The organism is Polaromonas naphthalenivorans CJ2 (genome assembly GCF_000015505.1).
In the GTDB taxonomy this organism is placed as follows: Bacteria; Pseudomonadota; Gammaproteobacteria; order Burkholderiales; family Burkholderiaceae_C; genus Polaromonas; species Polaromonas naphthalenivorans.
In genome coordinates, this window is sequence record NC_008781.1 from 4,319,517 (window position 1) to 4,340,833 (window position 21,317).

At 65.9% G+C, this 21,317-nt stretch carries 17 protein-coding genes; 10 read left to right on the forward strand and 7 right to left on the reverse strand.

What is annotated here, in order from left to right:
• The first annotated feature begins 3 nt into the window (after positions 1–3).
• Genes PNAP_RS20190 through PNAP_RS20210 form a run of 5 tightly spaced genes read left to right on the forward strand, consistent with a single transcriptional unit; the run spans position 4 to position 9,798 of the window.
• Positions 4–1,116 (forward strand): ABC transporter substrate-binding protein, encoded by a 1,113-nt coding sequence (locus tag PNAP_RS20190; protein ID WP_011803403.1) that lies wholly within the window; start codon positions 4–6, stop codon positions 1,114–1,116.
• Positions 1,113–2,600 (forward strand): sugar ABC transporter ATP-binding protein, encoded by a 1,488-nt coding sequence (locus tag PNAP_RS20195; protein WP_011803404.1) that lies wholly within the window; start codon positions 1,113–1,115, stop codon positions 2,598–2,600. Before PNAP_RS20190 ends, PNAP_RS20195 begins: the two co-directional genes overlap by 4 nt.
• Positions 2,593–3,552 (forward strand): ABC transporter permease, encoded by a 960-nt coding sequence (locus tag PNAP_RS20200; RefSeq protein WP_011803405.1) that lies wholly within the window; start codon positions 2,593–2,595, stop codon positions 3,550–3,552. Before PNAP_RS20195 ends, PNAP_RS20200 begins: the two co-directional genes overlap by 8 nt.
• Complete coding sequence (locus tag PNAP_RS20205; RefSeq protein WP_041376852.1) at positions 3,549–4,493, forward strand: ABC transporter permease; 945 nt, start codon at positions 3,549–3,551, stop codon at positions 4,491–4,493. Before PNAP_RS20200 ends, PNAP_RS20205 begins: the two co-directional genes overlap by 4 nt.
• A 34-nt stretch (positions 4,494–4,527) precedes the next feature.
• On the forward strand, positions 4,528–9,798 hold the full coding sequence (locus PNAP_RS20210) for a trifunctional serine/threonine-protein kinase/ATP-binding protein/sensor histidine kinase (protein WP_011803407.1): 5,271 nt from the start codon (positions 4,528–4,530) through the stop codon (positions 9,796–9,798).
• Positions 9,799–10,065: 267 nt separating this feature from the next.
• Here the strand turns inward: PNAP_RS20210 and gap are convergent, their stop codons facing one another.
• Both gap and tkt read right to left on the reverse strand, forming a co-directional pair.
• Positions 10,066–11,064, reverse strand: a complete 999-nt coding sequence (gene gap / locus PNAP_RS20215) for a type I glyceraldehyde-3-phosphate dehydrogenase (protein WP_011803408.1) — start codon at positions 11,062–11,064, stop codon at positions 10,066–10,068.
• 63 nt (positions 11,065–11,127) lie between these two features.
• Positions 11,128–13,173, reverse strand: coding sequence for a transketolase (tkt, locus tag PNAP_RS20220; protein ID WP_011803409.1), 2,046 nt, complete (start codon positions 13,171–13,173; stop codon positions 11,128–11,130).
• Between the two features lie 203 nt (positions 13,174–13,376).
• Here tkt and murU point away from each other — a divergent pair, with 203 nt between their 5' ends.
• From murU to PNAP_RS20235, 3 genes are read left to right on the forward strand one after another with little or no spacing between them, the layout of a single operon-like run.
• On the forward strand, positions 13,377–14,114 hold the full coding sequence (murU, locus tag PNAP_RS20225; protein WP_011803410.1) for an N-acetylmuramate alpha-1-phosphate uridylyltransferase MurU: 738 nt from the start codon (positions 13,377–13,379) through the stop codon (positions 14,112–14,114).
• 14 nt (positions 14,115–14,128) lie between these two features.
• Complete coding sequence (locus PNAP_RS20230) at positions 14,129–15,550, forward strand: aminopeptidase P N-terminal domain-containing protein (RefSeq protein ID WP_011803411.1); 1,422 nt, start codon at positions 14,129–14,131, stop codon at positions 15,548–15,550.
• A gap of 51 nt (positions 15,551–15,601) precedes the next feature.
• Complete coding sequence (locus PNAP_RS20235; RefSeq protein ID WP_011803412.1) at positions 15,602–15,994, forward strand: glutathione S-transferase N-terminal domain-containing protein; 393 nt, start codon at positions 15,602–15,604, stop codon at positions 15,992–15,994.
• Between the two features lie 42 nt (positions 15,995–16,036).
• Here the strand turns inward: PNAP_RS20235 and PNAP_RS20240 are convergent, their stop codons facing one another.
• Positions 16,037–16,420 carry a glutaredoxin domain-containing protein gene (locus PNAP_RS20240; RefSeq protein ID WP_011803413.1) on the reverse strand — a complete coding sequence of 128 codons (384 nt, stop codon included), beginning with the start codon at positions 16,418–16,420 and terminating at the stop codon, positions 16,037–16,039.
• 284 nt (positions 16,421–16,704) lie between these two features.
• Between PNAP_RS20240 and PNAP_RS20245 the strand changes: the two genes are divergently transcribed.
• Positions 16,705–17,142 (forward strand): CBS domain-containing protein, encoded by a 438-nt coding sequence (locus PNAP_RS20245; RefSeq protein ID WP_011803414.1) that lies wholly within the window; start codon positions 16,705–16,707, stop codon positions 17,140–17,142.
• A gap of 36 nt (positions 17,143–17,178) precedes the next feature.
• On the opposite strand, the gene PNAP_RS20250 is transcribed toward PNAP_RS20245, so the two are convergent.
• From PNAP_RS20250 to PNAP_RS20265, 4 genes are all read right to left on the reverse strand, one after another.
• Complete coding sequence (locus PNAP_RS20250; RefSeq protein ID WP_011803415.1) at positions 17,179–17,937, reverse strand: amino acid ABC transporter ATP-binding protein; 759 nt, start codon at positions 17,935–17,937, stop codon at positions 17,179–17,181.
• A gap of 12 nt (positions 17,938–17,949) precedes the next feature.
• Positions 17,950–18,600, reverse strand: coding sequence for an amino acid ABC transporter permease (locus PNAP_RS20255; protein WP_011803416.1), 651 nt, complete (start codon positions 18,598–18,600; stop codon positions 17,950–17,952).
• Positions 18,601–18,616: 16 nt separating this feature from the next.
• Positions 18,617–19,273 carry an amino acid ABC transporter permease gene (locus PNAP_RS20260; RefSeq protein WP_011803417.1) on the reverse strand — a complete coding sequence of 219 codons (657 nt, stop codon included), beginning with the start codon at positions 19,271–19,273 and terminating at the stop codon, positions 18,617–18,619.
• A 108-nt stretch (positions 19,274–19,381) separates the two neighbouring features.
• The gene (locus PNAP_RS20265) at positions 19,382–20,176 is read right to left on the reverse strand and encodes a transporter substrate-binding domain-containing protein (protein WP_011803418.1); all 795 of its coding nucleotides are present in this window, start codon (positions 20,174–20,176) and stop codon (positions 19,382–19,384) included.
• A 270-nt stretch (positions 20,177–20,446) separates the two neighbouring features.
• On the opposite strand from PNAP_RS20265, the gene PNAP_RS20270 reads away from it, so the two are divergent.
• Complete coding sequence (locus tag PNAP_RS20270) at positions 20,447–21,310, forward strand: MurR/RpiR family transcriptional regulator (RefSeq protein ID WP_041376853.1); 864 nt, start codon at positions 20,447–20,449, stop codon at positions 21,308–21,310.
• The last annotated feature ends 7 nt before the right edge of the window (positions 21,311–21,317 follow it).

Sequence of the window (21,317 nt, forward strand, 5' to 3'; positions counted from 1 at the left end):
ACCATGCAATCAACGACATCGAGCCTGTTTCGCCCGAGCACGCGGCGCGCGCCGCTTTTGGGCGCCGCACTGGCGCTGGCGGCCCTGCTGACCCTGCAAGCTTCGCCGGCGCGCGCCGAAGACGGGGTGGCCAAGACAGACACGAGCAAAAAGCGCATCGGATTCAGCAATTCCTATGCGGGAAACTCTTTCAGGCAAGTGATGGTCAAGAGCTGGCAGGAAGTGGTCAGGCAGTCTCGCAAGGACGGACTGATCGGCGACTCGCCGGTCGTCAGCGCCAACAATTCGGTGACCGAGCAGGCCGCGCACATCCAGAACATGATCCTGCAGGGCTACGACGCGATCGTGATCCTCGCCGCATCGGACACGGCATTGAATGGCGTGGTCAAACAGGCCTGCGACGCGGGCATCGTCGTGGTGTCCTTCGCCGGCATCGTGACGCAGCCGTGCGCCTATCAGGTGAACTACGACTGGGCATCCTATGGCAAGCAGGAGATCGACTACGTCGCGCAGCGCCTGAAGGGCAAGGGCAATCTGCTCGAAATTCGCGGTATCGCCGGCGATTCGACCGACAGGGACATCAGCGCGGGAATCCACAAGGCCCTGAAGAGCTATCCAGACCTGAAGATCGTCGGGACGGTGTACGGCCAGTGGACGGCGGCGGTCGCCCAAAAGGAGGTTGCCGGCCTCATCCCGTCGCTGCCCCAGGTGGACGCCGTGGTCAACCAGGGAGGCGACGGCTATGGCGCCGCCAGGGCCTTCGAAGCCTCCGGCCGGCCCATGCCCATCATCGTCATGGGCAACCGGCAGGACGAGCTGGCCTGGTGGAAGCAGCAGCACACGCAAAAACAGTATGAGACCTTCTCGATCTCGGCGACGCCCAGCATTTCGCAGGTCGCCTTCTGGGTGGCGCAGCAGATCCTGGCCGGCAAGAAGGTGCCGAAGTACGTCGAGGTTCCGCTGCTGCGCATCGACGCCCGGGACCGGGATGCCTGGCTTGCCGATACACCGGCCGGGGGCGTCGCCAACCCCTTCTACACGCAAGGCCTGGTGGTGAGCATCATTGATGCGAATGCCCATCGCAAGCCGCTTCCGGCCATTCCGGCGCCCAAATGACCTGCGCGGCCCCTTTCAGTCCCAGGAGGCTCGAGCGGGGGCCGCTCGCTGTCTCGAACGTCCGCCAGCACTTCGGAGCCGTCCAGGCGCTGGCCGGAATCGATTTTTCCGTCGCTCCCGGAGAAGTCGTGGGGCTTGTCGGCCACAACGGGGCCGGCAAATCGACGCTCATGCACATTCTCGCGGGGACGCTGCAACGCGATTCGGGAACGCTTTCGATCAGCGGTGAAGCAATCACCGGCCGCTACGACCCGTGCGCCGCCAGCGCTCGCGGCATACGCTGCGTGTTCCAGGAATTGTCGCTCTGCCAGAACCTTGACCTGGTGGAAAACACCCGCGTCGCGCACCCCGGCCTGCGCGGTTTTGGCTGGCGAAAGCGGGCGGCGCAACTGATCCGCGAGCAGCTCGACGCGGTGTTTCCCGGGCATGGCATGGCACTCGATGCCGTGGTCGGCGAACTGCCCATCGGCCAGCGGCAGATGGCTGAGATTGCACGCGCCTACACGGTGACCAGCGAGCCCTTGCGCTTCGTGATTCTCGATGAGCCGACCTCTTCGCTGGGCCACCATGCGGCACGGCAGGCGCTGGACTTCGTCGCCGCATCCGCCAGGCGCGGTGTCGCGGCGATCCTGATTTCCCACCGCCTGGACGACATCCTGCGCATCTGCGGGCGCGTTGTGGTGATGGTCGATGGCCGCATCGTCGCGAACCGCCCCACCGAGGGGCTGTCGCGCGACGGCATCGTGGCACTGATGGGTCAGCTCCAGGCCGAGCCGCGCGGCAGGCCCGAAGCCATCCGGGCGCAGCCGGCCGCCGCGCCCGTATTTCAACTGTCCGGCGCGGACAGCCGGGATCACCCCATCGAGGTGCGCCAGGGCGAAATCGTCGGCTTGGCCGGCCTCGACGGCCATGGTCAGCGCGAGTGCCTGCGCAGGCTGCATGCCGCCAGCATGAAGCGGCGGCGTGCAGGGCCGCCGGTCGCCTACGTGGCCGGCGACCGGCAGGCCGAAGGCCTGTTCCCGCTGTGGTCCATCACGAAGAACCTGTCCATCGGCTGCCTCAGGGCGCTGCGCAAAAATGCACTCATCAGCGCCGCCGCAGAGGCCAGCCTGGCACGCGAGTGGGTGGCGACCATGGGCCTGAAAACAGCCGGCATCGACCTGCCGGTCCTCAGCCTGAGCGGCGGCAACCAGCAAAAGCTGCTGTTCGCCCGCGCCCTTGCTTCCAAGGCCGGGCTGGTGTTCCTGGACGACTCCTTGCGCGGGGTCGATGTGGGCACCAAGCACTCGGTGTACCGGCACATCCGGCAAGAGGCCGACAAGGGCCGCGCCTTCGTCTGGTACACCTCCGAAGTGGGCGAGCTGACGAACTGCGACCGCGTCTATGTCTTTCGCGAGCAACGCGTGGTGGCGGTGCTGAGCGGCAGCGCCATCACAGAGGCCCGCATCATCGACCTGTCCTTCAGGGGCGCGGCCGATGCTTGAGCCCGCCGCCTTCGTCCACAGGCCTGTCAGCGTCCGGGCGGAGCACCTGTCGGCGGCCCTGCCGGCTTTCGCACTGGCGCTCATGCTCGGGCTCATCTTCTGGATCCAGCCTCGCGCCTTGAGCTACTTCGGCATCAACCTGCTGCTGAACCTGTCGGTGCCACTCATCCTCGCGGCCATGGCCCAGATGCTCATCATCGGCCTGGGCGACATCGACCTGTCGATTGGCAGCTTCGTCGGCTTCGTCACCTGCGTGGTGGCGGTCTTCCTCGCGCCAGCGCCGCTGCTGGCTGCGGCCATCCTGCTGGCGGCCATTGGCGTTTACGCGGGCACGGCGATGCTGATTTTTTACCGCAGCCTGCCCTCCATCGTGGTGACGCTGGGCATGTCCTTTGTCTGGCTGGGCCTCTCGCTGCTCATCCTTCCTTCGCCGGGCGGCCTGGCGCCGGACTGGCTGACCGGCTTGCTCGATGCGAAGCCGCCGCTGTTGCCGCTGCCGGTATGGATCGCGGTGCTTGCGGCCGCGTGCGGGCACTGGGCCATCATGCGCTCGTCCTATGGTGTCATCCTGCGCGGGGCGGGCGCGAACCCGAAAGCCGTGGCCCGTTCCGGCTGGTCGCTGGTGCGCGTGCGGGTGGTGGTCTATGCGGCCGCCGGCTGCCTGGCGGTGCTCGCGGGCATCGCGCTGAGCGCCATCACGACCTCGGGCGACCCCAACATTGCGCCGGCCTACACCCTACTCAGCATCGGAGCGGTGATCCTTGGCGGCGGCTCGTTCACCGGCGGAATCATCTCGCCCGTCGGCGTCGTGATCGGCGCGATGACGTTTTCCCTGGCGGCTTCGCTGCTCAGCTTTCTGCAGCTTCCTCCGGTCTGGCAAACCGGCGCCCAGGGCGCCATCCTGTTCCTCGTGCTGGCCGGGCGCGTCCTCGTCCAGCGACGCAAGCCATGAAGCGCGCTGGCCTGCCGGGCTGGTGCCAGCCCTGGATGTTCAGCTTTGTGGCTGCGGCGCTGATGGGGTTGATCAGCGCCGCGTGGTCGGGCCGGGGCGGCGCGGAGATCCTGTCCGTGGCGCTGGCCTTCAGCGTCTTCAGCGTCCTCGTGGGCACCGGCCAGATGCTGGTCATCGCCTCGGGGCCCGGCCATATCGATCTCTCGGTTCCGGCCGTCATCACCTTGTCGGCCTACCTGTCCATGGGCATGATGCAGAGCAATGACGCCCTTGTCGCGGCGGGATTCGCGCTGGCGCTCGCTGTCGGGCTGCTGGCCGGCGTGCTGAACTTCCTGTCGATACTCGCCTTGCGCCTTCCGCCCCTCATCGCCACCCTCGCCTGGAGCTTCATGTTCCAGTCCCTGGCCATGCATGTGGGCGGGGAGGCAACCGTCAAGCCGCCGGCCCTGCTGGCCGCCTTGACGGTGCAACGCGTTGCCGGCGTGCAAGTCCTGGTCGTGATCACCGTGCTGCTCAGTGTCCTGGTTGCCGTCCTGCTCAACCGCAGCATTTCGGGACGCCATTTGCTGGCGACCGGGCAAAGCGCCGAGGCGGCACGGCTCACGGGAATCCCCATCCATCGCGTGCGCCTGGCAGCCTATGCAGCCTGCGGGGCGTTCTCCGGCGTCACGGGTTTCCTGCTGGCCGGCTTTACCGGGGGCGCGGCCCTGAACATGGGCGACGCGTACCTGATGGAAGCCATCGCCGTGGTCGTCATCGGTGGCACGAGCGTTGCCGGCGGCCAGGCGAACGCCATCGGCATCTGGGGCGCCGCCCTGTTCCTCAATCTGCTGGCGTCGATGCTCAACACGGTCCGCGTGGAAGCCCCGGTCCGCTTGATCCTCACCGGCCTCATCATCATCCTTGTCCTTGCGGTGGCGACGCGCCCGGCTCGCGCCTGAGGCCGGGCTGCTGATCGCCCCAAGGCTTCCAGAAATGACCCCCTTCACACCTCACACCCCTGATGCAGAGCGCCCGAGCGGGGACTTTGCCCGCGAGGTTCTGTACCAGAGCCAGACCACGCGGATCTTTCGCACGCCCCGGCCCACGGGGGCGGCCAGCGTCATCTGCAAGGAGCCGCTCGGCGCGAACGCGCTGGAGCGGCTGCACCACGAGAAGAAAATCATCACGCGCCTGGCCGGCATCGAGGGCGTGCCGCGACTGGCTGCGCTGCCGCATCCGGCCGGCATCATGGCGCTGGAAGATTGCGCGGGCGTGCCGCTGCTGCAGGCCATCCGCAGCCAGGCGCTGGAACTGCCGGCGCTGCTGGCCGTGGCACTGCAGCTGGCGCGGACCGTTGCCAGGGTGCACCGCGCAGGCGTGCTGCACCAGAACATCACCCCGGCCAACATCCTGCTCGCCGGCCTGCAGCGCCAGCCGGTGCTGATTGACTTCCACCTGGCCACCACCTTTGCCGAGGGCCAGCCGGGATTCACCCACCACCGGGACATCCCCGGCACGCTGGCCTATCTGGCGCCCGAGCAGACCGGCCGCACCGGGCGCACGGTGGACCAGCGCGCCGATCTGTATGCGCTGGGAGCGACGCTCTATGAACTGGCCACCGGCCATCCGCCGTTCGAGAGCGCCGACCCGCTGCAGCTGATCCACGACCATCTGGCGCGCCAGCCGGCGCCGCCTGCCGCGCTGGCCCCAGGCTTGCCGCAAGCGCTGTCGGACATCGTCTTGCGCCTGCTGGAAAAAGAGCCCGACCGGCGCTATCAGAGCGCCGAAGGCCTGGCCCATGACCTGTCCCGGCTCATTGAGCGCCTGGCGCGCGATGAAAGCGCAGCCTTCTTGCTGGGTGAACGCGACTTCGCATTGCGACTGGCGGCGCCCTCGCGGCTGGTCGGGCGCGAGACAGAGATTGACGCGTTGCGGCAGGCTTTCCTGGATACGCTGCGGGGCAACAGCCGCGTCGTGCTGGTCGCCGGCGCGCCGGGCGTCGGCAAGACCGCGCTGATCAACGCGTTGCGGCCGATGGTGACCGCGCAGCGCGGCTGGTTCGTGTCCGGCAAGTTCGATCAGTACCGCCGCGATGCCCCATCGGCCACGGCGCAGGCGCTGCGGGCGCTGGGCCGCCTGCTGCTGGCCGAACCGGAAGTGGAACTGACCCATCAGCGCGAACGTATTTTGGCGGCACTCGGCCCGAATGCCGGCGTGATCTGCTCGCCAAGGCTGCCGGAGTTCGTGACGCTGCTTGGAGAACAGCCCACAGTTCCCTTGATTGATCCGGCCCAGACCGAGGCCAGGCTTTTGCTGACGATCCTGGACCTGCTGCGTTCGATCATCTCGACCACGCGGCCGCTGGTGATGGTGATCGACGACCTTCAATGGGCCGGCCCGATCTCGATCCATTTCATTGAAGCCGTTCTGGCCGCGCGGAATCTGCCTGGCCTGCTGCTGGTGGGGGCTTACCGCGAGGCCGCGATAGACGCGATTCACCCGATGTCCGCCGCGCTGCCGCGCTGGGCGCAACTCGAATGCGCGCCGGTCCGGCTGCGGCTGTCGGATCTGCCGCCAGCCGATCTCGGCACACTGCTGGCGGAAATGCTGCGCTTGCCGGCGCCACAGGCTGCGGCGCTGGCGCAGGCCTTGAACGCACACACCGGCGGCAACCCCTTTGACACGGTGGAGCTGGTCAACGCGCTGCGCCGCGATGGGGCGCTGGTGCCCGGCTCGAACGGCTGGGATTGGGACGCCAGGGTCATACGTCGCTACATCGGCCAGGGCAATGTGGTCGATCTGCTGAGTGCGCGCATTGCCCGGCTGCCCGAGCCGGGGCGCGCGCTGCTCGAAACCATGGCATGCCTGGGCGGCGAAGTCGCCTTAAGCCAGTTGCGCGCCGCCACCGGCCTGTCGGCCACCGAGCTGGAAGAGCACATGGCAGCGCCGCTTGAAGACGGGCTGCTGGTGTTTGAGCAAGGCGACGACAGTGCCCTGCGCTTTCGGCATGACCGCGTGCAGCAGGCGGCCCATGGCGCGCGGGAGCCGGCCCAGCGCTGCGCGCTGCATCTGACCCTCGCGCGGCGGCTGGCGCTGAAACCGGAGTTCAGTGCGGTGGCGGCGCAGCAGTACCTGCCGGCCATCGAAGCGCTGCACGAGCCGGACGAACGCCGCCGCGCCGCCGGCCTGTTCCACGAGGCCGCGACCCACGCGCGCCGCAGCGCCAACTATGCCGCGATGGAACGCTTCCTGACGGCTGCGCTAGGGCTGCTCGGGGGCATGAAGAGCGCGGCGGACGAGCAGCTGTTTGCTTCGCTGGAGATCGGGCAGCACACCGCGCTCTACAGCCTGGGGCGTCTTGAGGAGGCCGACGGCATCTACCGTTCCATCGAGGGCCGCAGCGGTGATGCGCTGGAACTGGTCGAGGCCGCCTGCGTGCAGGTCAGCAGCCTGACCAATCGCGGCCGGCCGCGCGAAGCCGTGGCGCTGGGCCTGTCCCTGCTGCGGCAACTCGGGCTGCAGGTGCCCTCCGGGGATGGCATCGGCATCGAAGTCTCCCGCAAGCTCGATGCCCTGTACAAATGGGTGGGCGAAGTGAGTTTGGCCGACGACCAGCGGCGCCCCGAGGCCGCCGGTCCGCGCGGGGTGGCGGTCGCCACGCTCATCAACCGCTTGATGGCGCCGTCGCGCCTGTGCGACCCGATGGCCATGGCCTGGCTGGTGCTGGAGAGCCAGCGGCTGTGGGCCGAGCATGGTCCCTGCGCCAGGCTGGCACTCAGCCTTGGCCACGCCACCCTCGTCACCATTGCGCTGCGCCAGGAATACCGCACCGGCTATGAGGCCGTGCGGCATGTGCTGTCGGTCAGCCAGGCGCGCGCTTACGAGCCGGAAGCCTCCCAGGTGGCCGACCTCTTCGCACTGAGCACCAGCCACTGGTTCGAACCGCTGGAAAACAGCGTCGCCCTGATCCAGCGCGCACGCGAAGCCATGCTGCATGAGGGTGATCTGCAAAGCGCCTGCTTCACCTACTACGTATCCGTCACGGCGCTGCTCGATTGCGAACCGACCCTGGAGCGCTACGCCAGCGAGGTCGAAGCCGGCCTGGTCTTTGCCATTCGCACCGGCAACGAGCATGGCACCGACCTTTACCTCGGCTACCGGCAACTCCTGCGAGCGCTGCGCGGCCAGACCCGGGCGACCGGCAGTTTGACCGACGGCGACTACGACGAGGCGGGCCGCGCCGGCCGGCTGGGGGCCAACCCCTCGGCGGATGCCACCTTTCACCTCATGCGCGCGCTCGCCGCCGCCTTGTTCGCGGACATGGGCGGGCTGGTGCGGCACACGGCTGCGCTGCTGCGCCTGCGCAGCTATCTCCAGAGCTTCTACGCAACGGCGCTGGTGCACCTGCTGCAGGCGCTGGCGCTGGCGCAACGGGTCAAGACAGCCGTTCCCGGGGAGCGCGCCGAACTGCTGCGCGAACTCGATCTGTGCCGCGACTGGCTGGCACTGCGAGCCACCGATTGCCCGGTCAATTTCGGGCACCTGCTCAAGCTGGTCGAAGCCGAGCGCGCCTGGTGCGCGGGCGATCCCTGGCATGCCGCCCGCGCCTTTGACACCGCTTTGCGCGAGGCCCAGGCGCGTCAGCGCCCATGGCACCACGCACTGATCAGCGAGCGGGCTGGCTTGTTCCATCTGGAGCAAGGGCTGGAGCACACCGGACGGCAACTGCTGGCCGAAGCACGGCAACTCTATACGGCCTGGGGGGCAAGCGCCAAGGCGCGCGAGCTTGAGCGCACCCACGCCTTCCTGCGCATTGCCTACCCTTTGCGGCCCGGCCCGGACTCGGGCAGCCATGTGTCCGGCGACAGCATCGACATGCTTGGCGTACTGCGCGCGTCCCAGGCGCTGAGTTCGCAAACCAGCCTTGACAGCCTGAAGACCAGCGTGGTCAAGCTGCTCGGCACGATGACCGGCGCCACATCGGTGCGCTTCGCGCTGCAGGATGAGGACCAGAAGCAATGGCTGCTGTCCGCCACCTCGGATCAGCAGATGGCGCCGATACCGGTCGAAGAGGCGGGAGTGCGCGGCCTGTTGCCGCTGTCAGCCTTTCACTATGCCGAGCGCACCCGCGAGCCGCTGCTGGTGGAGGACGCGACGCGCGACGACCGCTTCGCGCGCGACCCATATCTCGCCGGACTGGCGCGCTGTTCACTGCTGGTGATCCCGATCCTGAGCCAGGGTGTGCCGCGCGCCGTGCTGCTGCTGGAAAACCAGCTCAGCCGCGGCGCGTTCACCACCCACCGGCTGGACGCGGTGATGCTGATCGCCGGCCAGCTCGCGGTCTCGCTGGAGAACGCGCTGCTGTACGAAAAGCTGGAGCAGCGCGTGCGCGAAAAAACCCGCGAGCTGCGCGAGACCCAGGCCAAACTCATCGCCGCCGCGCGCCAGGCCGGCATGGCCGAGATCGCCACCAACGTGCTGCACAACGTGGGCAACATCCTCAACAGCGTCAACGTCTCGGCCGGCCTGCTTGGCGGCACGCTGCGCACGTCGCGCGCCCATGGCTTGTCGCGGGCGGTGCAGCTGATGGACGAGCACGCGGCCGACCTAGGCGGCTTTCTGACCCTTGACGGCAAGGGCAAGCTGCTGCCGGGCTATCTGGGCCAGTTGGCGCTGGCGCTGGCCGCAGAGCAGCAAGGCATGGCCGAGGAACTCGCCCGCCTCATCCGCAGCATCGATCACATCAAGGACGTGGTGGCCACCCAGCAGTCCTACGCGGGGAGCGCCAGCATTGTCGAGCCGCTGCAGATCTGCGATCTGGCCGAGGATGCCCTGCGCATGAGCAGCGAAGCGCTCGTGCGCCACCAGGTGACGGTGGTGAAGGAGTTTGCACCTGTCCCGGTGCTGCCGCTGGACCGGGCGCAGGTGCTGCTGATCCTGGTGAACCTGATCAGCAACGCCAAGTACGCCATGGAAAGCATGGCGGTCGGCTCGCGCCAGATCACGCTGCAGGTGCAAGCCGCCGGCGGCTTGCTGCGCGTATCGGTCGCGGACCAGGGCGAGGGCATTGCGGCGGAGAACCTCACGCGCATCTTCGCGCACGGCTTCACCACGCGCAAGGCCGGCCACGGCTTCGGGCTGCACAGCTGCGCGCTGGCCGCCCGGCAGATGGGCGGCACCCTGACCGCCCACAGCGACGGCCCCGGCCGGGGCGCGACCTTCACGCTTGAACTTCCCATCGACACGGCGCAGGGCGCGCCATGACCCAAGCGCAGAACCGGCGTATCGTGCTGATCGCGCATCCTCTCGTTCAAGTCGTCGCGGCTGAACATGTCGCGCCCGTGAGATAGCGCTGAATGCTATTAAATATATAGCTATAGACGATTATGCTGCTTGCATAAACAGTGGTTTTCTTCAAAATTTACCGCCCAGCGACCCCGACAGCCGCGTGATGAAGGCAAGGCGCAGGCCGAAACCTCAAACGCCCAATAAAAAAGCGCCCGAAGGCGCTTTTTTATTGGGCAGCAGTGCTTACTTGGCCACGACCCGCGCCATCTCCAGACACTTGTTCGAGTAGCCCCATTCGTTGTCGTACCAGGCGACGATCTTCACGAAGGTGCCGTCGAGCGCGATGCTCGCGTCCGCGTCAAAGATCGAGGTGCGCGTGTCGCCCCGGAAGTCGGTGGCGACGACCTTGTCCTCGGTGTAGCCCAGCACGCCCTTCAGGGCGCCTTCGCTTTGCAGCTTCATCTCGGCGCAGATTTCCTTGAGCGTCGCTTCGCTGTTCAATTCGCAGGTCAGATCGACCACCGACACGTCGGACGTCGGCACGCGAAAGCTCATGCCGGTCAGCTTCTTGTTCAGCTCGGGAATCACCACGCCGACCGCCTTGGCCGCGCCGGTTGACGACGGAATGATATTTTCCAGGATGCCGCGTCCGCCGCGCCAGTCCTTGTTACTCGGGCCGTCAACGGTCTTTTGCGTGGCCGTGGCCGCGTGAACCGTGGTCATCAGGCCGCGCTTGATGCCCCATTTGTCGTTGAGCACCTTGGCGACAGGCGCCAGGCAGTTGGTGGTGCAGCTGGCATTGCTGATGATGGCCTGGCCGGCATAGGTGCCGTCATTGACGCCAAACACGAACATCGGCGTGTCGTCCTTGGAAGGCGCCGAGAAGATGACCTTCTTCGCGCCGGCGGCCAGGTGCTTTTCACCGGCGGCCTTGTCCAGAAAGAGGCCGGTGGCTTCGAGCACCACGTCGGCGCCGACTTCGGCCCACTTGAGGTTCAGCGGGTCGCGCTCCTGCGTGAGGCGGATGCGCTTGCCGTTGACGATCAGGGTGTTGCCTTCGACGCTGACTTCGCCCTTGAAGCGGCCGTGCACCGAGTCGTACTGCAGCATGTAGGCCAGGTATTCTGGCTCCAGCAGGTCGTTGATGGCGACGATCTCGATGTCGCTGAAGTTCTGCACGGCGGCGCGCAACACGTTGCGGCCAATGCGGCCGAAGCCGTTAATACCCATCTTGATAGTCATCTTGCTCTTTGCTCCAGTTGGTTAACTTGCAACACCCTCCGGCCGGATCGGCCGGAACGGCACTTATTTCTTGCGCAGAACCTTGCGCACGGTCGCGGCCACATTGGCTGGCGTGAAGCCGAAATGCTCGAACAGCACGGCGGCCGGGGCCGATTCGCCAAAGGTGTTGATGCCAATGACCGCCGCGCAGCCGTATTTCCACCAGCCGTCGGTCACGCCCATTTCCACCGCGATGCGCGGCAGGCCTTCGGGCAGGATTTTCGATTTGTAGGCCGTGTCCTGGCGGTCGAATGTGGTCGTGCTGGGCATGGACACCACGCGCACCGCGATCTTCTGGGCGGCCAGCAGTTCCTGCGCCTTCAGCGCCAGCTGCACTTCGGAGCCGGTGGCAATGATGACGGCCTGCGCCTTTTTCTTCAGGCCGACTTCTTCGGGCTCGGCCAGCACGTAAGCGCCCTTGCTGATCTGGCCGACATCGCCTTTCGGCGCATACGGCAGGTTCTGGCGGCTCAGCAGCAAGGCCGTCGGCCGGGTCCTGTTTTCCAGCGCCACGGCCCAGGCCACGGCGGTTTCAGCGGTGTCGCCCGGACGCCAGACATCGAGGTTCGGAATCAGGCGCAGGCTGGCGGCATGCTCGATGGACTGGTGCGTCGGGCCGTCTTCGCCCAGGCCGATGGAGTCGTGCGTGAACACATGCACCACGCGCAGCTTCATCAGCGCGGCCATGCGGATGGCGTTGCGCGAGTAGTCGCTGAAGGTCAGGAAAGTGCCGCCGTAGGGGATGAAGCCGCCATGCAGCGCCACGCCGTTCATGATGGCGGCCATGCCGAACTCGCGCACGCCGTAGTTGATGTGGCGCCCGCCGACCAGGCTGCCGTTGGCGGCCTCGATCTGCACCACGTCGCCATTCGCGTCAAAGCGCAGGCTCGGGGTCGATTTGGTGTTGGTCAGGTTCGAGCCGGTCAGGTCGGCCGAGCCGCCCAGCAGCTCGGGCAGGCCGGCGGTGAAGGATTCGAGCGCCAGCTGCGACGCCTTGCGCGAGGCCACGGTCTCGGCCCGGGTGTGCGCGCCGACGACGGTATCGACGGCCAGTTGCGCAAAGCTCCTGGGCAGCTCGCCCTTCATGCGGCGAACGAATTCGGCCGCCAGTTCGGGATGCGCCTTTTTGTAGGCGGCGAAGGTCTTGTCCCATTCGGCCTCGAGCTTGCGGCCCTGGGCCTTGGCGTCCCAGGCTGCCATGCTGTCCTTGGGAATCTTGAAGGGCGTGTGCGGCCAGTTGAGCGCGGTGCGGGTCAGGCCGATTTCCTCGGCGCCCAGCGGTTCGCCGTGCGCCTTGGCGGTGTTGGCGCGGTTCGGCGAGCCCTTGCCGATATGGGTCTTGCAGATGACCAGCGACGGCTTGCCGGACGCCTTCTTGGCCTCGGCAATCGCGGCCGACACGGCTTCGGCATCGTGGCCGTCAACCGGGCCGATCACATTCCAGCCGTAGGCGGCAAAGCGCTGCGCGGTGTTGTCGATGAACCAGGGCTCGACCTGGCCGTCGATGGAAATGCCGTTGTCGTCGTACAGCGCGATCAGCTTGTCCAGCTTCCAGGCGCCGGCCAGACCAGCGGCCTCGTGGCTGATGCCTTCCATCAGGCAGCCGTCGCCCATGAAGACGTAGGTGTTGTGGCCGACGACCGTGTGGCCTTCGCGGTTGAATTCCTTGGCCAACAGCTTTTCAGCCAGCGCCATGCCGACCGCATTGGTCAGGCCCTGGCCGAGCGGGCCGGTGGTGGTCTCGATGCCTGGGGTCACGTCCACTTCCGGGTGGCCGGGGGTCTTGGAGCCGAACTGGCGGAAGTTCTTCAGTTCGCTGATGGGCAGCGGGTAGCCGGTCAGGTGCAGCACCGCGTAAATCAGCATCGACGCATGGCCGTTGCTCAGCACGAAGCGGTCGCGGTCCATCCAGTGCGGATTGGCGGGGCTGTGCCTGAGGTGGTCGCCCCAGAGGGCCACGGCCATGTCGGCCATGCCCATGGGGGCGCCGGGATGACCCGAATTGGCTTGTTGTACGGCGTCCATTGCGAGTGCGCGTATCGCATTCGCCATCATTTCGTTTTTGGCCATCAGGCTTAAGCTCCGGAAAATTCAAACAAATCAGGGTAATCCGGCATTTTAACGGCCGCTGCGCTGGCGCCCGCCCGGAGCCGCTTTCTGCAGCACTGAAACAGCAGCGGCGGCAAATGCTCTAAAGTCGTGTTCATGCAAACCAAGCCCCCCTGCGCCCGCCTCTTTTCGTGCCACTTCAACCGGACATCCGGGGTGGAAAAATGAACCCGCCGATCAAGGCGATGATCCTGGCCGCCGGACGCGGCGAGCGCATGCGGCCGCTGACCGACGATTGCCCCAAGCCCTTACTGCAGGTAGCGGGCAAGGCGCTGATCGACTGGCATGTTGAAGCGCTGGCGCGCGGCGGCGTGCGCGAGCTGGTCGTCAACACCGCCTGGCTGGGCGAGAAGATTTCAAGCCATTTAGACCTTTTACGCACGCAGGACGGGCGTGAGCAGCTATCATTTTCATACTCTCACGAAGGCGATGACTTCGGCTACGCGCTGGAAACCGCCGGCGGCATCGCGCGTGCGCTGCCGCTGCTGGGCGACGTGTTCTGGCTGCTGGCGAGCGATGTGTTCGTGCCCGAATTCGAGTTTTCGCCGGAAGCCGCCGACCGCTTCATCGCCAGCGGCAAGCTCGCCCACCTGTGGCTGGTGCCGAATCCGGCGCACAACCCGCGCGGCGACTTCGGCCTGGGCGCTGACGGCCTGGCGCTCAACCTGGCCGCCGACGACCCGGCGCCGCGCTACACCTACAGCACCATCGGCCTGTACCGGCGCGAGCTGTTCGACACGCTGGCCTTTGGCAACCCGCAAGGCCTGGCGGTCGCGCTGGCGCCGCTCTTGCGCGCGGCGATGGACCGCCAGCAGGTCAGCGCCGAGCTGTATTCGGGCGCCTGGACCGACGTGGGCACGCCGCAGCGGCTCGCCGAACTGAACCAAATTCTTCCGAACTGAAAGCATCACGCCCCATGAGCACCCAATTGAACCCTTCGGCCGCCTATGCCGTCCATGCCAAACGCCGCGCCGCCATTGGCCGCGCCCTGATCAAGGCCGGCGGCGGCGTGGCCCTGCTGCCCACCGCGCCCGAGTTGCCGCGCAACCGCGACAGCGACTTTCCCTACCGCCACGACAGCTATTTTTATTACCTGACCGGCTTCAGTGAGCCCGGCGCCTGGCTGGTGATCGAGGCCAGCGGAAAAACCGTCAAAAGCACGCTGTTTTGCCGGCCAAAGGATCTGGAGCGCGAGATATGGGACGGCATCCGGCTCGGCCCCCAGGCCGCGCCCGCCGCGCTGGGCGTCGATGCCGCGTTCAGCGCCAACGCGCTCGACGACAAGATGCCCGAGTTGCTGGCCAACCAGAACGCCGTGTGGTTTCCGTTCGCCACGCACAAGGGCCTGGAAACCCAGGTCGATGGCTGGCTGAACAAGGTTCGCGCCCGCGTTCGCCTGGGCGCCGAATGCCCGCAAAGCCAGCACGATCTGTGCAAACTGCTCGACGAGATGCGGCTGGTGAAAGACAGCCACGAAATTTCCATCCTGCGGCGCGCCGGGCAGATTTCAGCCGGCGCCCATGTGCGCGCCATGCAGACTTCGGCCGCCATGCTGCGCGCCAACGTCAAGGGCGGCCTGCGCGAATACCACCTCGAAGCCGAGTTGTTGCACGAGTTCCGCCGCCAGGGCTCTGAATTCCCGGCCTACACCAGCATCGTCGCCGCCGGGGCCAACGCCTGCGTGCTGCACTACCGCGCCGGCAACGCCGAACTCAAACCCGGCCAGCTGTGCCTGATCGACGCCGGCTGCGAACTCGAAGGCTACGCCAGCGACATCACGCGCACCTTTCCGGCCGACGGCAAGTTCAGCCCGGCGCAACGCATCCTCTATGACATCGTGCAGGCCGCGCAGGAAGCGGCGATTGCCGTGACCCGGCCCGGCCAGCGCTTCACCGACCCGCACGACGCCGCCACGCGCGTGCTGGTCGAAGGCATGCTCGACACCGGCTTGCTGCAAAAAGCCAAACACGGCAGCGTCGATGACGTGCTCGCTTCCGGCGCCTACCGCCAGTTCTACATGCACCGCACCGGCCACTGGATGGGCATGGACGTGCATGACTGCGGCGACTACACCGAGCCCGGCAGCCAGCCGCGCGAAGAAAAGGACGCGCTCGGCCAGAAGGTCATGCGCAAGCCTTCGCGCATCCTGAAACCCGGCATGGTGCTGACGGTCGAGCCCGGCCTTTACGTGCGTCCGGCCAAGGGCGTGCCGAAGAAATTCTGGGACATCGGCATCCGCATCGAGGACGACGCGCTGGTGACGGCCCAGGGCTGCGAGCTGATGACACGCGGCGTGCCGGTGAAGGCCGGCGAGATCGAGGCCTTGATGCGCGGCTGACCGGCGGCCGCCTGACGCCGGGCCGGAGCAGCCAGTCCCCTAAAATTGGCCATGAAAACTTTTATCCGATTCTTTTTTAGAACCCTGCGCGTCGTCCTCGGTCCGGTGGTGCTGCTCAAGGAAACCCTCACCCGCCCCAAGGGCGTGGTGCGCATCCAGGCCGCGCAGGACAAGGTCAACCGGCAATGCAAGTCGCTGGCGCTGTACCAGTACAAGACCTGCCCTTTCTGCAGCAAGGTCCGGCAGGAAATCAGCCGCCTGTCATTGAACATCAAGCGCATCGACGCACAGCACGAAGGCCCGGACCGTCAGGAATTGCTCAAAGGCGGTGGCCAGACCAAGGTGCCCTGCTTGAGAATCACCGATAAATCCGGCAAGAGCCAGTGGCTCTACGATTCAGGAAAAATTATCGACTATCTGCAGGGGCGCTTTGTGGATGCGTGAACCCGCTGGCCTGCGGTAGTCACGCCTTGCCGGCCCATGGCCTCAAGCGCCATGGGCCGGCAAGGCGAGCATTTTCTTCAGCTCGCCGCTGCCGATCAGCGCTTGCAGATCGGTGGCGCCGCCCACCAGCATGCCCTTGACGAACACCATCGGAAAGCTGGGCCAGCCGGTCCATAGCTTGAGCGCATTGCGCTCGCGCCAGGTATTGAAATAATTGCCATATTCCAGGTAGCGGTAGGGCTGGCCTGCCTGGTCCAGCGCCTTGCAGGCTTTTTTGGGAAAAGGGTTCATGCCCATGCCGACCACCACCACGTCGTTCTCGCGGACCGCTTTGATCACCTCCTGCACGATGGCCTGCTGATTCCCGGCGACCTTGCTGCGGATGGCGGGATGAATCCGGGATTCTTCAAGAATGGGGCGTGGCATCACGATGCTCCGGGCGAGTTGAACAAAAAAACAGTATCGCACCGGGCATCAGACCGATAGCGGCCCATGCCCAGCCCTCTTTGCCTTGCAAGCCCGCCAGGCGCTGCCGATGACACCGAAAGCCTGCGCGATGCGCTCGGCTGGCGCGAACTGGCGCTGCTGTAGCGGGTCGTTGCGCTGCCGTCCTACGCCAGCTTGCGAGGCGACCGATAGCCAGGGCGCACACAGCCATTAAGCTGGCAAAAGACCCGGCAGCCTGCCGGTCCAACACAAGGAGTTTCCCGATGACAACCGTTTCAGAAGTCATGACCCGTGGCGCGCGCAGCCTGCGCCCGACCGATACCGTGGTGCAGGCCGCGCAGGCCATGGAGGAACTCAATGTGGGCGTGATTCCCGTCTGCGCGGGCGACAAGCTGATCGGCATGGTGACCGACCGCGACATCGTCGTTCGCGGCGTGGCCCAGGGACTCGATGCCAAGACGACGACGCTGGCCGACGTGATGAGCAGCCATGTGCGCACCGTGCGCGAAGACGATGATGTGGAGGACGTCCTCGACATCATGGGCGAAAACCAGATTCGCCGCATGCCGGTGGTGGACGCGCAGGACAGGCTGATCGGCATCCTTTCCATCGGTGACATTGCCGCCAAAGACCCGGATGTCGATATCGATGTGGCCAACTCGCTGGGCAATATTTCATCGCCCGCCGAACCGGACCGCTGACACCCGCCGCAAGCAAGCGATCCGGCAAGCGGTCGCTCACAGGGCCGACAGGAATTGCTGCAGTTCCGGCGTTTTCGGACGGCTGAAAAGCGCTTCTGGCGGCCCCATTTCATGAACTTTTCCCTGGTGCATGAAGACCACGCGATCACTGACCTTGCGGGCAAAGTTCATCTCGTGCGTCACCAGCATCAGGGTCATGCCTTGCTCCGCCAGGTCTTCCACGACCTGCAGCACCTCGCCGACCAGCTCGGGGTCCAGCGCGGAGGTGACTTCATCGCACAGCAGCACCTCGGGGTCCATGGCCAGCGCGCGGGCAATGGCCACGCGCTGCTGCTGCCCGCCCGAGAGCTGCTCGGGCCGGTGGTCAAACTTTTCCGCCAGCCCGACCCGCGCCAGCAGCTGCTCGGCGCGCCGGCGGGCTTCAGCTTTGGGAAGCGCCTTGACCAGCATGGGCGCGAGCATCACGTTCTGACCGACCGTCAGGTGCGGAAACAAGTTGAAGCTCTGGAAGATCATGCCCACGTTCTGGCGCAACTCGCGCATGGCGTGCGGGTCGTTGATCTTCAGCGCCTGGCCATGCACCGTGAGCACGCCTTCCTGGAACTCCTCCAGGCCGTTGATGCAGCGCAGCAGCGTGCTCTTGCCCGAGCCGCTCTTGCCGATGATGCAGACCACCTCGCGGCGCTCTATCTGCAGGTCGATGCCCTTGAGGACTTCGTTCGTGCCGTAGCGCTTGCGCAGGCCACGGATGTCCACCAGGGGAATGGTCTTGGATGGGTTTGTTTGCAGGGTCATGGGGTGTTGGGTTCAGCGCCTGGGGCTGAGTTTTCGTTCAAGGTTGCGGCTCCACACCGACAGCGGAAAGCACAGGGCGAAATACATCAGGCCGACGCAGCCATACACCAGGAAAGGCTCGTAGGTGGCGTTGGCGATCATCTGGCCGGCCTTGGTGATTTCAACGAAACCGATCACCGAGGCCAGCGCCGTTCCCTTGATGATCTGGATCAGGAAGCCGACCGTCGGGCCAATGGCAATGCGCGCGGCCTGCGGCAGCACGATGTGGCGCAGCTGCTCGCCGAAATTCATCGCCAGGCTGGCCGCCGCTTCCCACTGGCCGCGTGGAATCGACAGCACGCAGCCGCGCCAGATTTCGGTCAGGTAGGCGCTGGCGTAAAGCGTGAGGCAGACCGAGGCGGCAAAGAGCGCAGAGGTATCGATCCCCAGCATCGACAGCCCGAAATAAGTCAGGAACAGCTGCATCAGCAGCGGCGTTCCCTGAAACACCTGCACATACAGCGCAACGCAGCGCGCCGCGCCCGGCAGCTTCGAGAGCCTGGCAATGAGCAGCACCAGCCCGACGATGCCGCCGCCCGCAAAGGCGATCAGCGACAGCGCCACCGTCCAGCGCAGGGCCAACAGGAGGTTGCGCACGATGTCCCACAAGGAAAAATCGACCATGGGGTGTCTTCCTGGCTCAAGGGCCGAATATGAAACGCGGCCCGGCCCAGTGGAGCACTTGCCGCACCAGCACGGCCAGGCCGAGGTAAACCAGCGTCACGAGGATGTAGGACTCCATGCTTCGGAAGGTGCGGCTGGAGATGAGGTTGGCGGCATAGGAGATTTCCTCGGTCGAGATCTGGCCGCACACCGCCGAGCCCAGCATCACGATGATGATCTGGCTGACCAGCGCGGGCCACACGCGCTCCAGCGACGGCGGCAGCACCACCCGGGTGAAGATCTGCCAGCGGTTCAGCGCCAGGCTTTGCGCCGCCTCGATCTGGCCGGGGTGCGTGGACTCGATGCCCGCGCGAACGATCTCGCAGGCATAGGCCCCCAGGTTCAGGACCATGGCCAGCATGCTGGCGATTTCCGGCGACAGCTTCACGCCCATGGCCGGCAGGCCGAAAAATATGAAAAACAGCTGGATGATGAAGGGCGTGTTGCGAACCAGTTCCACATAGGCGCCGACCATGGCGCGCAGCCAGGCGGGGCCATGCACCCGCGACCAGGCACAGGCGATGCCCAGGCAGGTGCCCACCGGCGCCGCGACGGCGGTCAGCAGGGCGGTCAGCGCCAGGCCCCTCAACAGCATGGGCCACTGGCCCAGCACAACAAGAAAATCCAGGCTCATGGTGTCAGGCCGGTTGGTGAGTCAGCAAGGGATTGAAGGCGTGAAGGCGCAATGTGCGGAGGGATAAGCCGGGCCGTTCATGCACGGCCGGCTGGTCCTCGCGCTTGCTTATTCCGGAAGCTCGCCCAGGCCGCGGCCCAGCCAGCGCTGCGCGTAGGTGTTGAGCGTGCCATCGGCCTTGGCCTGGCGCAGGATCTCGTTGACCTTGTCGAGCAATGCGGTTTCGCCCTTGCGCACACCGATGAAATTGGGCGAGTCCTTCAGCAGCAGCTTGTACTCGGCCTGGATTTGCGGATTCTTCTGGATAGCCACCCCGGCCACGGCGGCGCCGGTCGCCAGCAGCTGCGTTTGCTGCGACACGAAAGCCGCCACGGTCGAGTTGTCGTCCTCGAAGCGCTGGATCTTCAGCGTGGGCGGCGCCACCTGCTGAAGCACGTCATCCTGAATCGTGCCGCGCGTCACGGCAATTGACTTGCCCGCCAGATCCTGGAAACTCTTGATGCTGAGCGCCTTGGGGCCAAAGACGGCCTGGTAGAACGGTGCGTAGGCCACCGAAAAGTCGATCACTTTGGCACGCTCCGGATTCTTGCCGAGCGACGAAACGATCAGGTCGATTTTTTTGGTCTGCAGGTAGGGAATCCGGTTGGGCGTGCTGACCGGCGTCATTTCGGCCTTGACGCCGAGCTTGTCGGCGATCAGCTGCGCCACCGCCACATCCAGGCCCTGCGGCTTGAAGTCGGGGCTCATGAAGCCATAGGGAGGGAAGTCGGTGGCGATGCCCAGCGAGATGGACTTCCTGGCCATGATGGCCGTGAGCGAATCGTCGGCCTGGGCCGGCACGGACGTCAGGAGAGCGAGTCCGGCGAGCAGGCCGGTGAGCGCCGTGGCGAACTTGAATTTCATGATGCTTGGCTTCCCAAAAAATTGATGAACACAGGGCTCTTTAGGCAAATTGCATGCCATGCGCCAGCGACGGCATTTGAATCAGGCGCGCTCGTCCCGCTCGCAGCGCACGCCCGGCAAGCGCCAGGGCGCGGGCACCGGTCTTGCTAGAACCGGGCATGATCAATGAAATAATAATTTCTCAACTGCAAAACATCTGGAACTTATGTTCCAAACTTGTGCATGCCATGCCTCAAGTTGGTGAGGCATGCACGAACCCGGCGCAATGACATGAAAAAAGAGACCGAACCCCTCGATGCGCGGCTGCTGAAGGTCTATGACCAGCTTTCGGCGACAGACCGCCGGCTGGCGGACGTGGTGATTGCACGGAAAAAGGATTTGCTGGCCTATTCGGCCACCGAGCTGGCCGGCCTGGCCGGCGCCTCCAAGGCCAGCGCGGCACGGTTTTTCCAGCGCCTCGGCTACGCGGGGTTCAGCGACTTCCGGCAGCAGGTCCGCGCCCAGGTGTCGCAGCAGTCGCCGCTGGCCCGCATCGGCCGCACGCCTGCGCGTCCATCGGAATCGGCCTCGTTGCAGGCGCATGTGCAAAACGACGTGGCGCGCCTGGGCAGCCTGCTCGACGGCCTCACGCAGGACGTGCTGGAGCAGGCGCTTGAGTTGCTGGTACGCGCGCGCCGGGTCTGGATCGTCGGCTACCGCAACGGCTGCATGACCGCGTTTTATGCCAGCGCCTTGCTGTCGCAGGTGCGGCATGACGTGAACCTGCTGAACGAGCTGTCAGGCCGCGAAGCGGAAATTTTGGCCGACCTGAATGACAAGGACGTACTGCTGGCCGTGGATTTTCGCCGGCGCACCAGCCGGCTGCCACGGATCGTCGCGGCCGCCCGCAGCACCGGCGCACGCGTGCTGCTGCTGACCGACACGCCGCTGTCCGCGCTGGCGAGCCAGGCGGCGGCGATATTGCATTGCCCCAGCCAGACCGAGCAGGTGTTTGACTCCTATGTCAGCGCCGTCAGCCTCATGAACTACCTGGCCACGTCGATGGCCGCGCGCACGCGCAAGCAGGCCCGCGCCCGCATGTCCCGGATCGAGAGCCTGCATGCGGCGCTCGGCGATCTGGAAACCGATTCCTGAACCCCAC

Coding starts and splice junctions, on each gene's coding strand:
- PNAP_RS20190 (WP_011803403.1), top strand. CDS start 4: ATGCAATCAACGACATCGAGCCTGTTTCGCCCGAGCACGCGGCGCGCG.
- PNAP_RS20195 (WP_011803404.1), top strand. CDS start 1,113: ATGACCTGCGCGGCCCCTTTCAGTCCCAGGAGGCTCGAGCGGGGGCCG.
- PNAP_RS20200 (WP_011803405.1), top strand. CDS start 2,593: ATGCTTGAGCCCGCCGCCTTCGTCCACAGGCCTGTCAGCGTCCGGGCG.
- PNAP_RS20205 (WP_041376852.1), top strand. CDS start 3,549: ATGAAGCGCGCTGGCCTGCCGGGCTGGTGCCAGCCCTGGATGTTCAGC.
- PNAP_RS20210 (WP_011803407.1), top strand. CDS start 4,528: ATGACCCCCTTCACACCTCACACCCCTGATGCAGAGCGCCCGAGCGGG.
- gap (WP_011803408.1), bottom strand. CDS start 11,064: ATGACTATCAAGATGGGTATTAACGGCTTCGGCCGCATTGGCCGCAAC.
- tkt (WP_011803409.1), bottom strand. CDS start 13,173: ATGGCCAAAAACGAAATGATGGCGAATGCGATACGCGCACTCGCAATG.
- murU (WP_011803410.1), top strand. CDS start 13,377: ATGAACCCGCCGATCAAGGCGATGATCCTGGCCGCCGGACGCGGCGAG.
- PNAP_RS20230 (WP_011803411.1), top strand. CDS start 14,129: ATGAGCACCCAATTGAACCCTTCGGCCGCCTATGCCGTCCATGCCAAA.
- PNAP_RS20235 (WP_011803412.1), top strand. CDS start 15,602: ATGAAAACTTTTATCCGATTCTTTTTTAGAACCCTGCGCGTCGTCCTC.
- PNAP_RS20240 (WP_011803413.1), bottom strand. CDS start 16,420: ATGCCACGCCCCATTCTTGAAGAATCCCGGATTCATCCCGCCATCCGC.
- PNAP_RS20245 (WP_011803414.1), top strand. CDS start 16,705: ATGACAACCGTTTCAGAAGTCATGACCCGTGGCGCGCGCAGCCTGCGC.
- PNAP_RS20250 (WP_011803415.1), bottom strand. CDS start 17,937: ATGACCCTGCAAACAAACCCATCCAAGACCATTCCCCTGGTGGACATC.
- PNAP_RS20255 (WP_011803416.1), bottom strand. CDS start 18,600: ATGGTCGATTTTTCCTTGTGGGACATCGTGCGCAACCTCCTGTTGGCC.
- PNAP_RS20260 (WP_011803417.1), bottom strand. CDS start 19,273: ATGAGCCTGGATTTTCTTGTTGTGCTGGGCCAGTGGCCCATGCTGTTG.
- PNAP_RS20265 (WP_011803418.1), bottom strand. CDS start 20,176: ATGAAATTCAAGTTCGCCACGGCGCTCACCGGCCTGCTCGCCGGACTC.
- PNAP_RS20270 (WP_041376853.1), top strand. CDS start 20,447: ATGAAAAAAGAGACCGAACCCCTCGATGCGCGGCTGCTGAAGGTCTAT.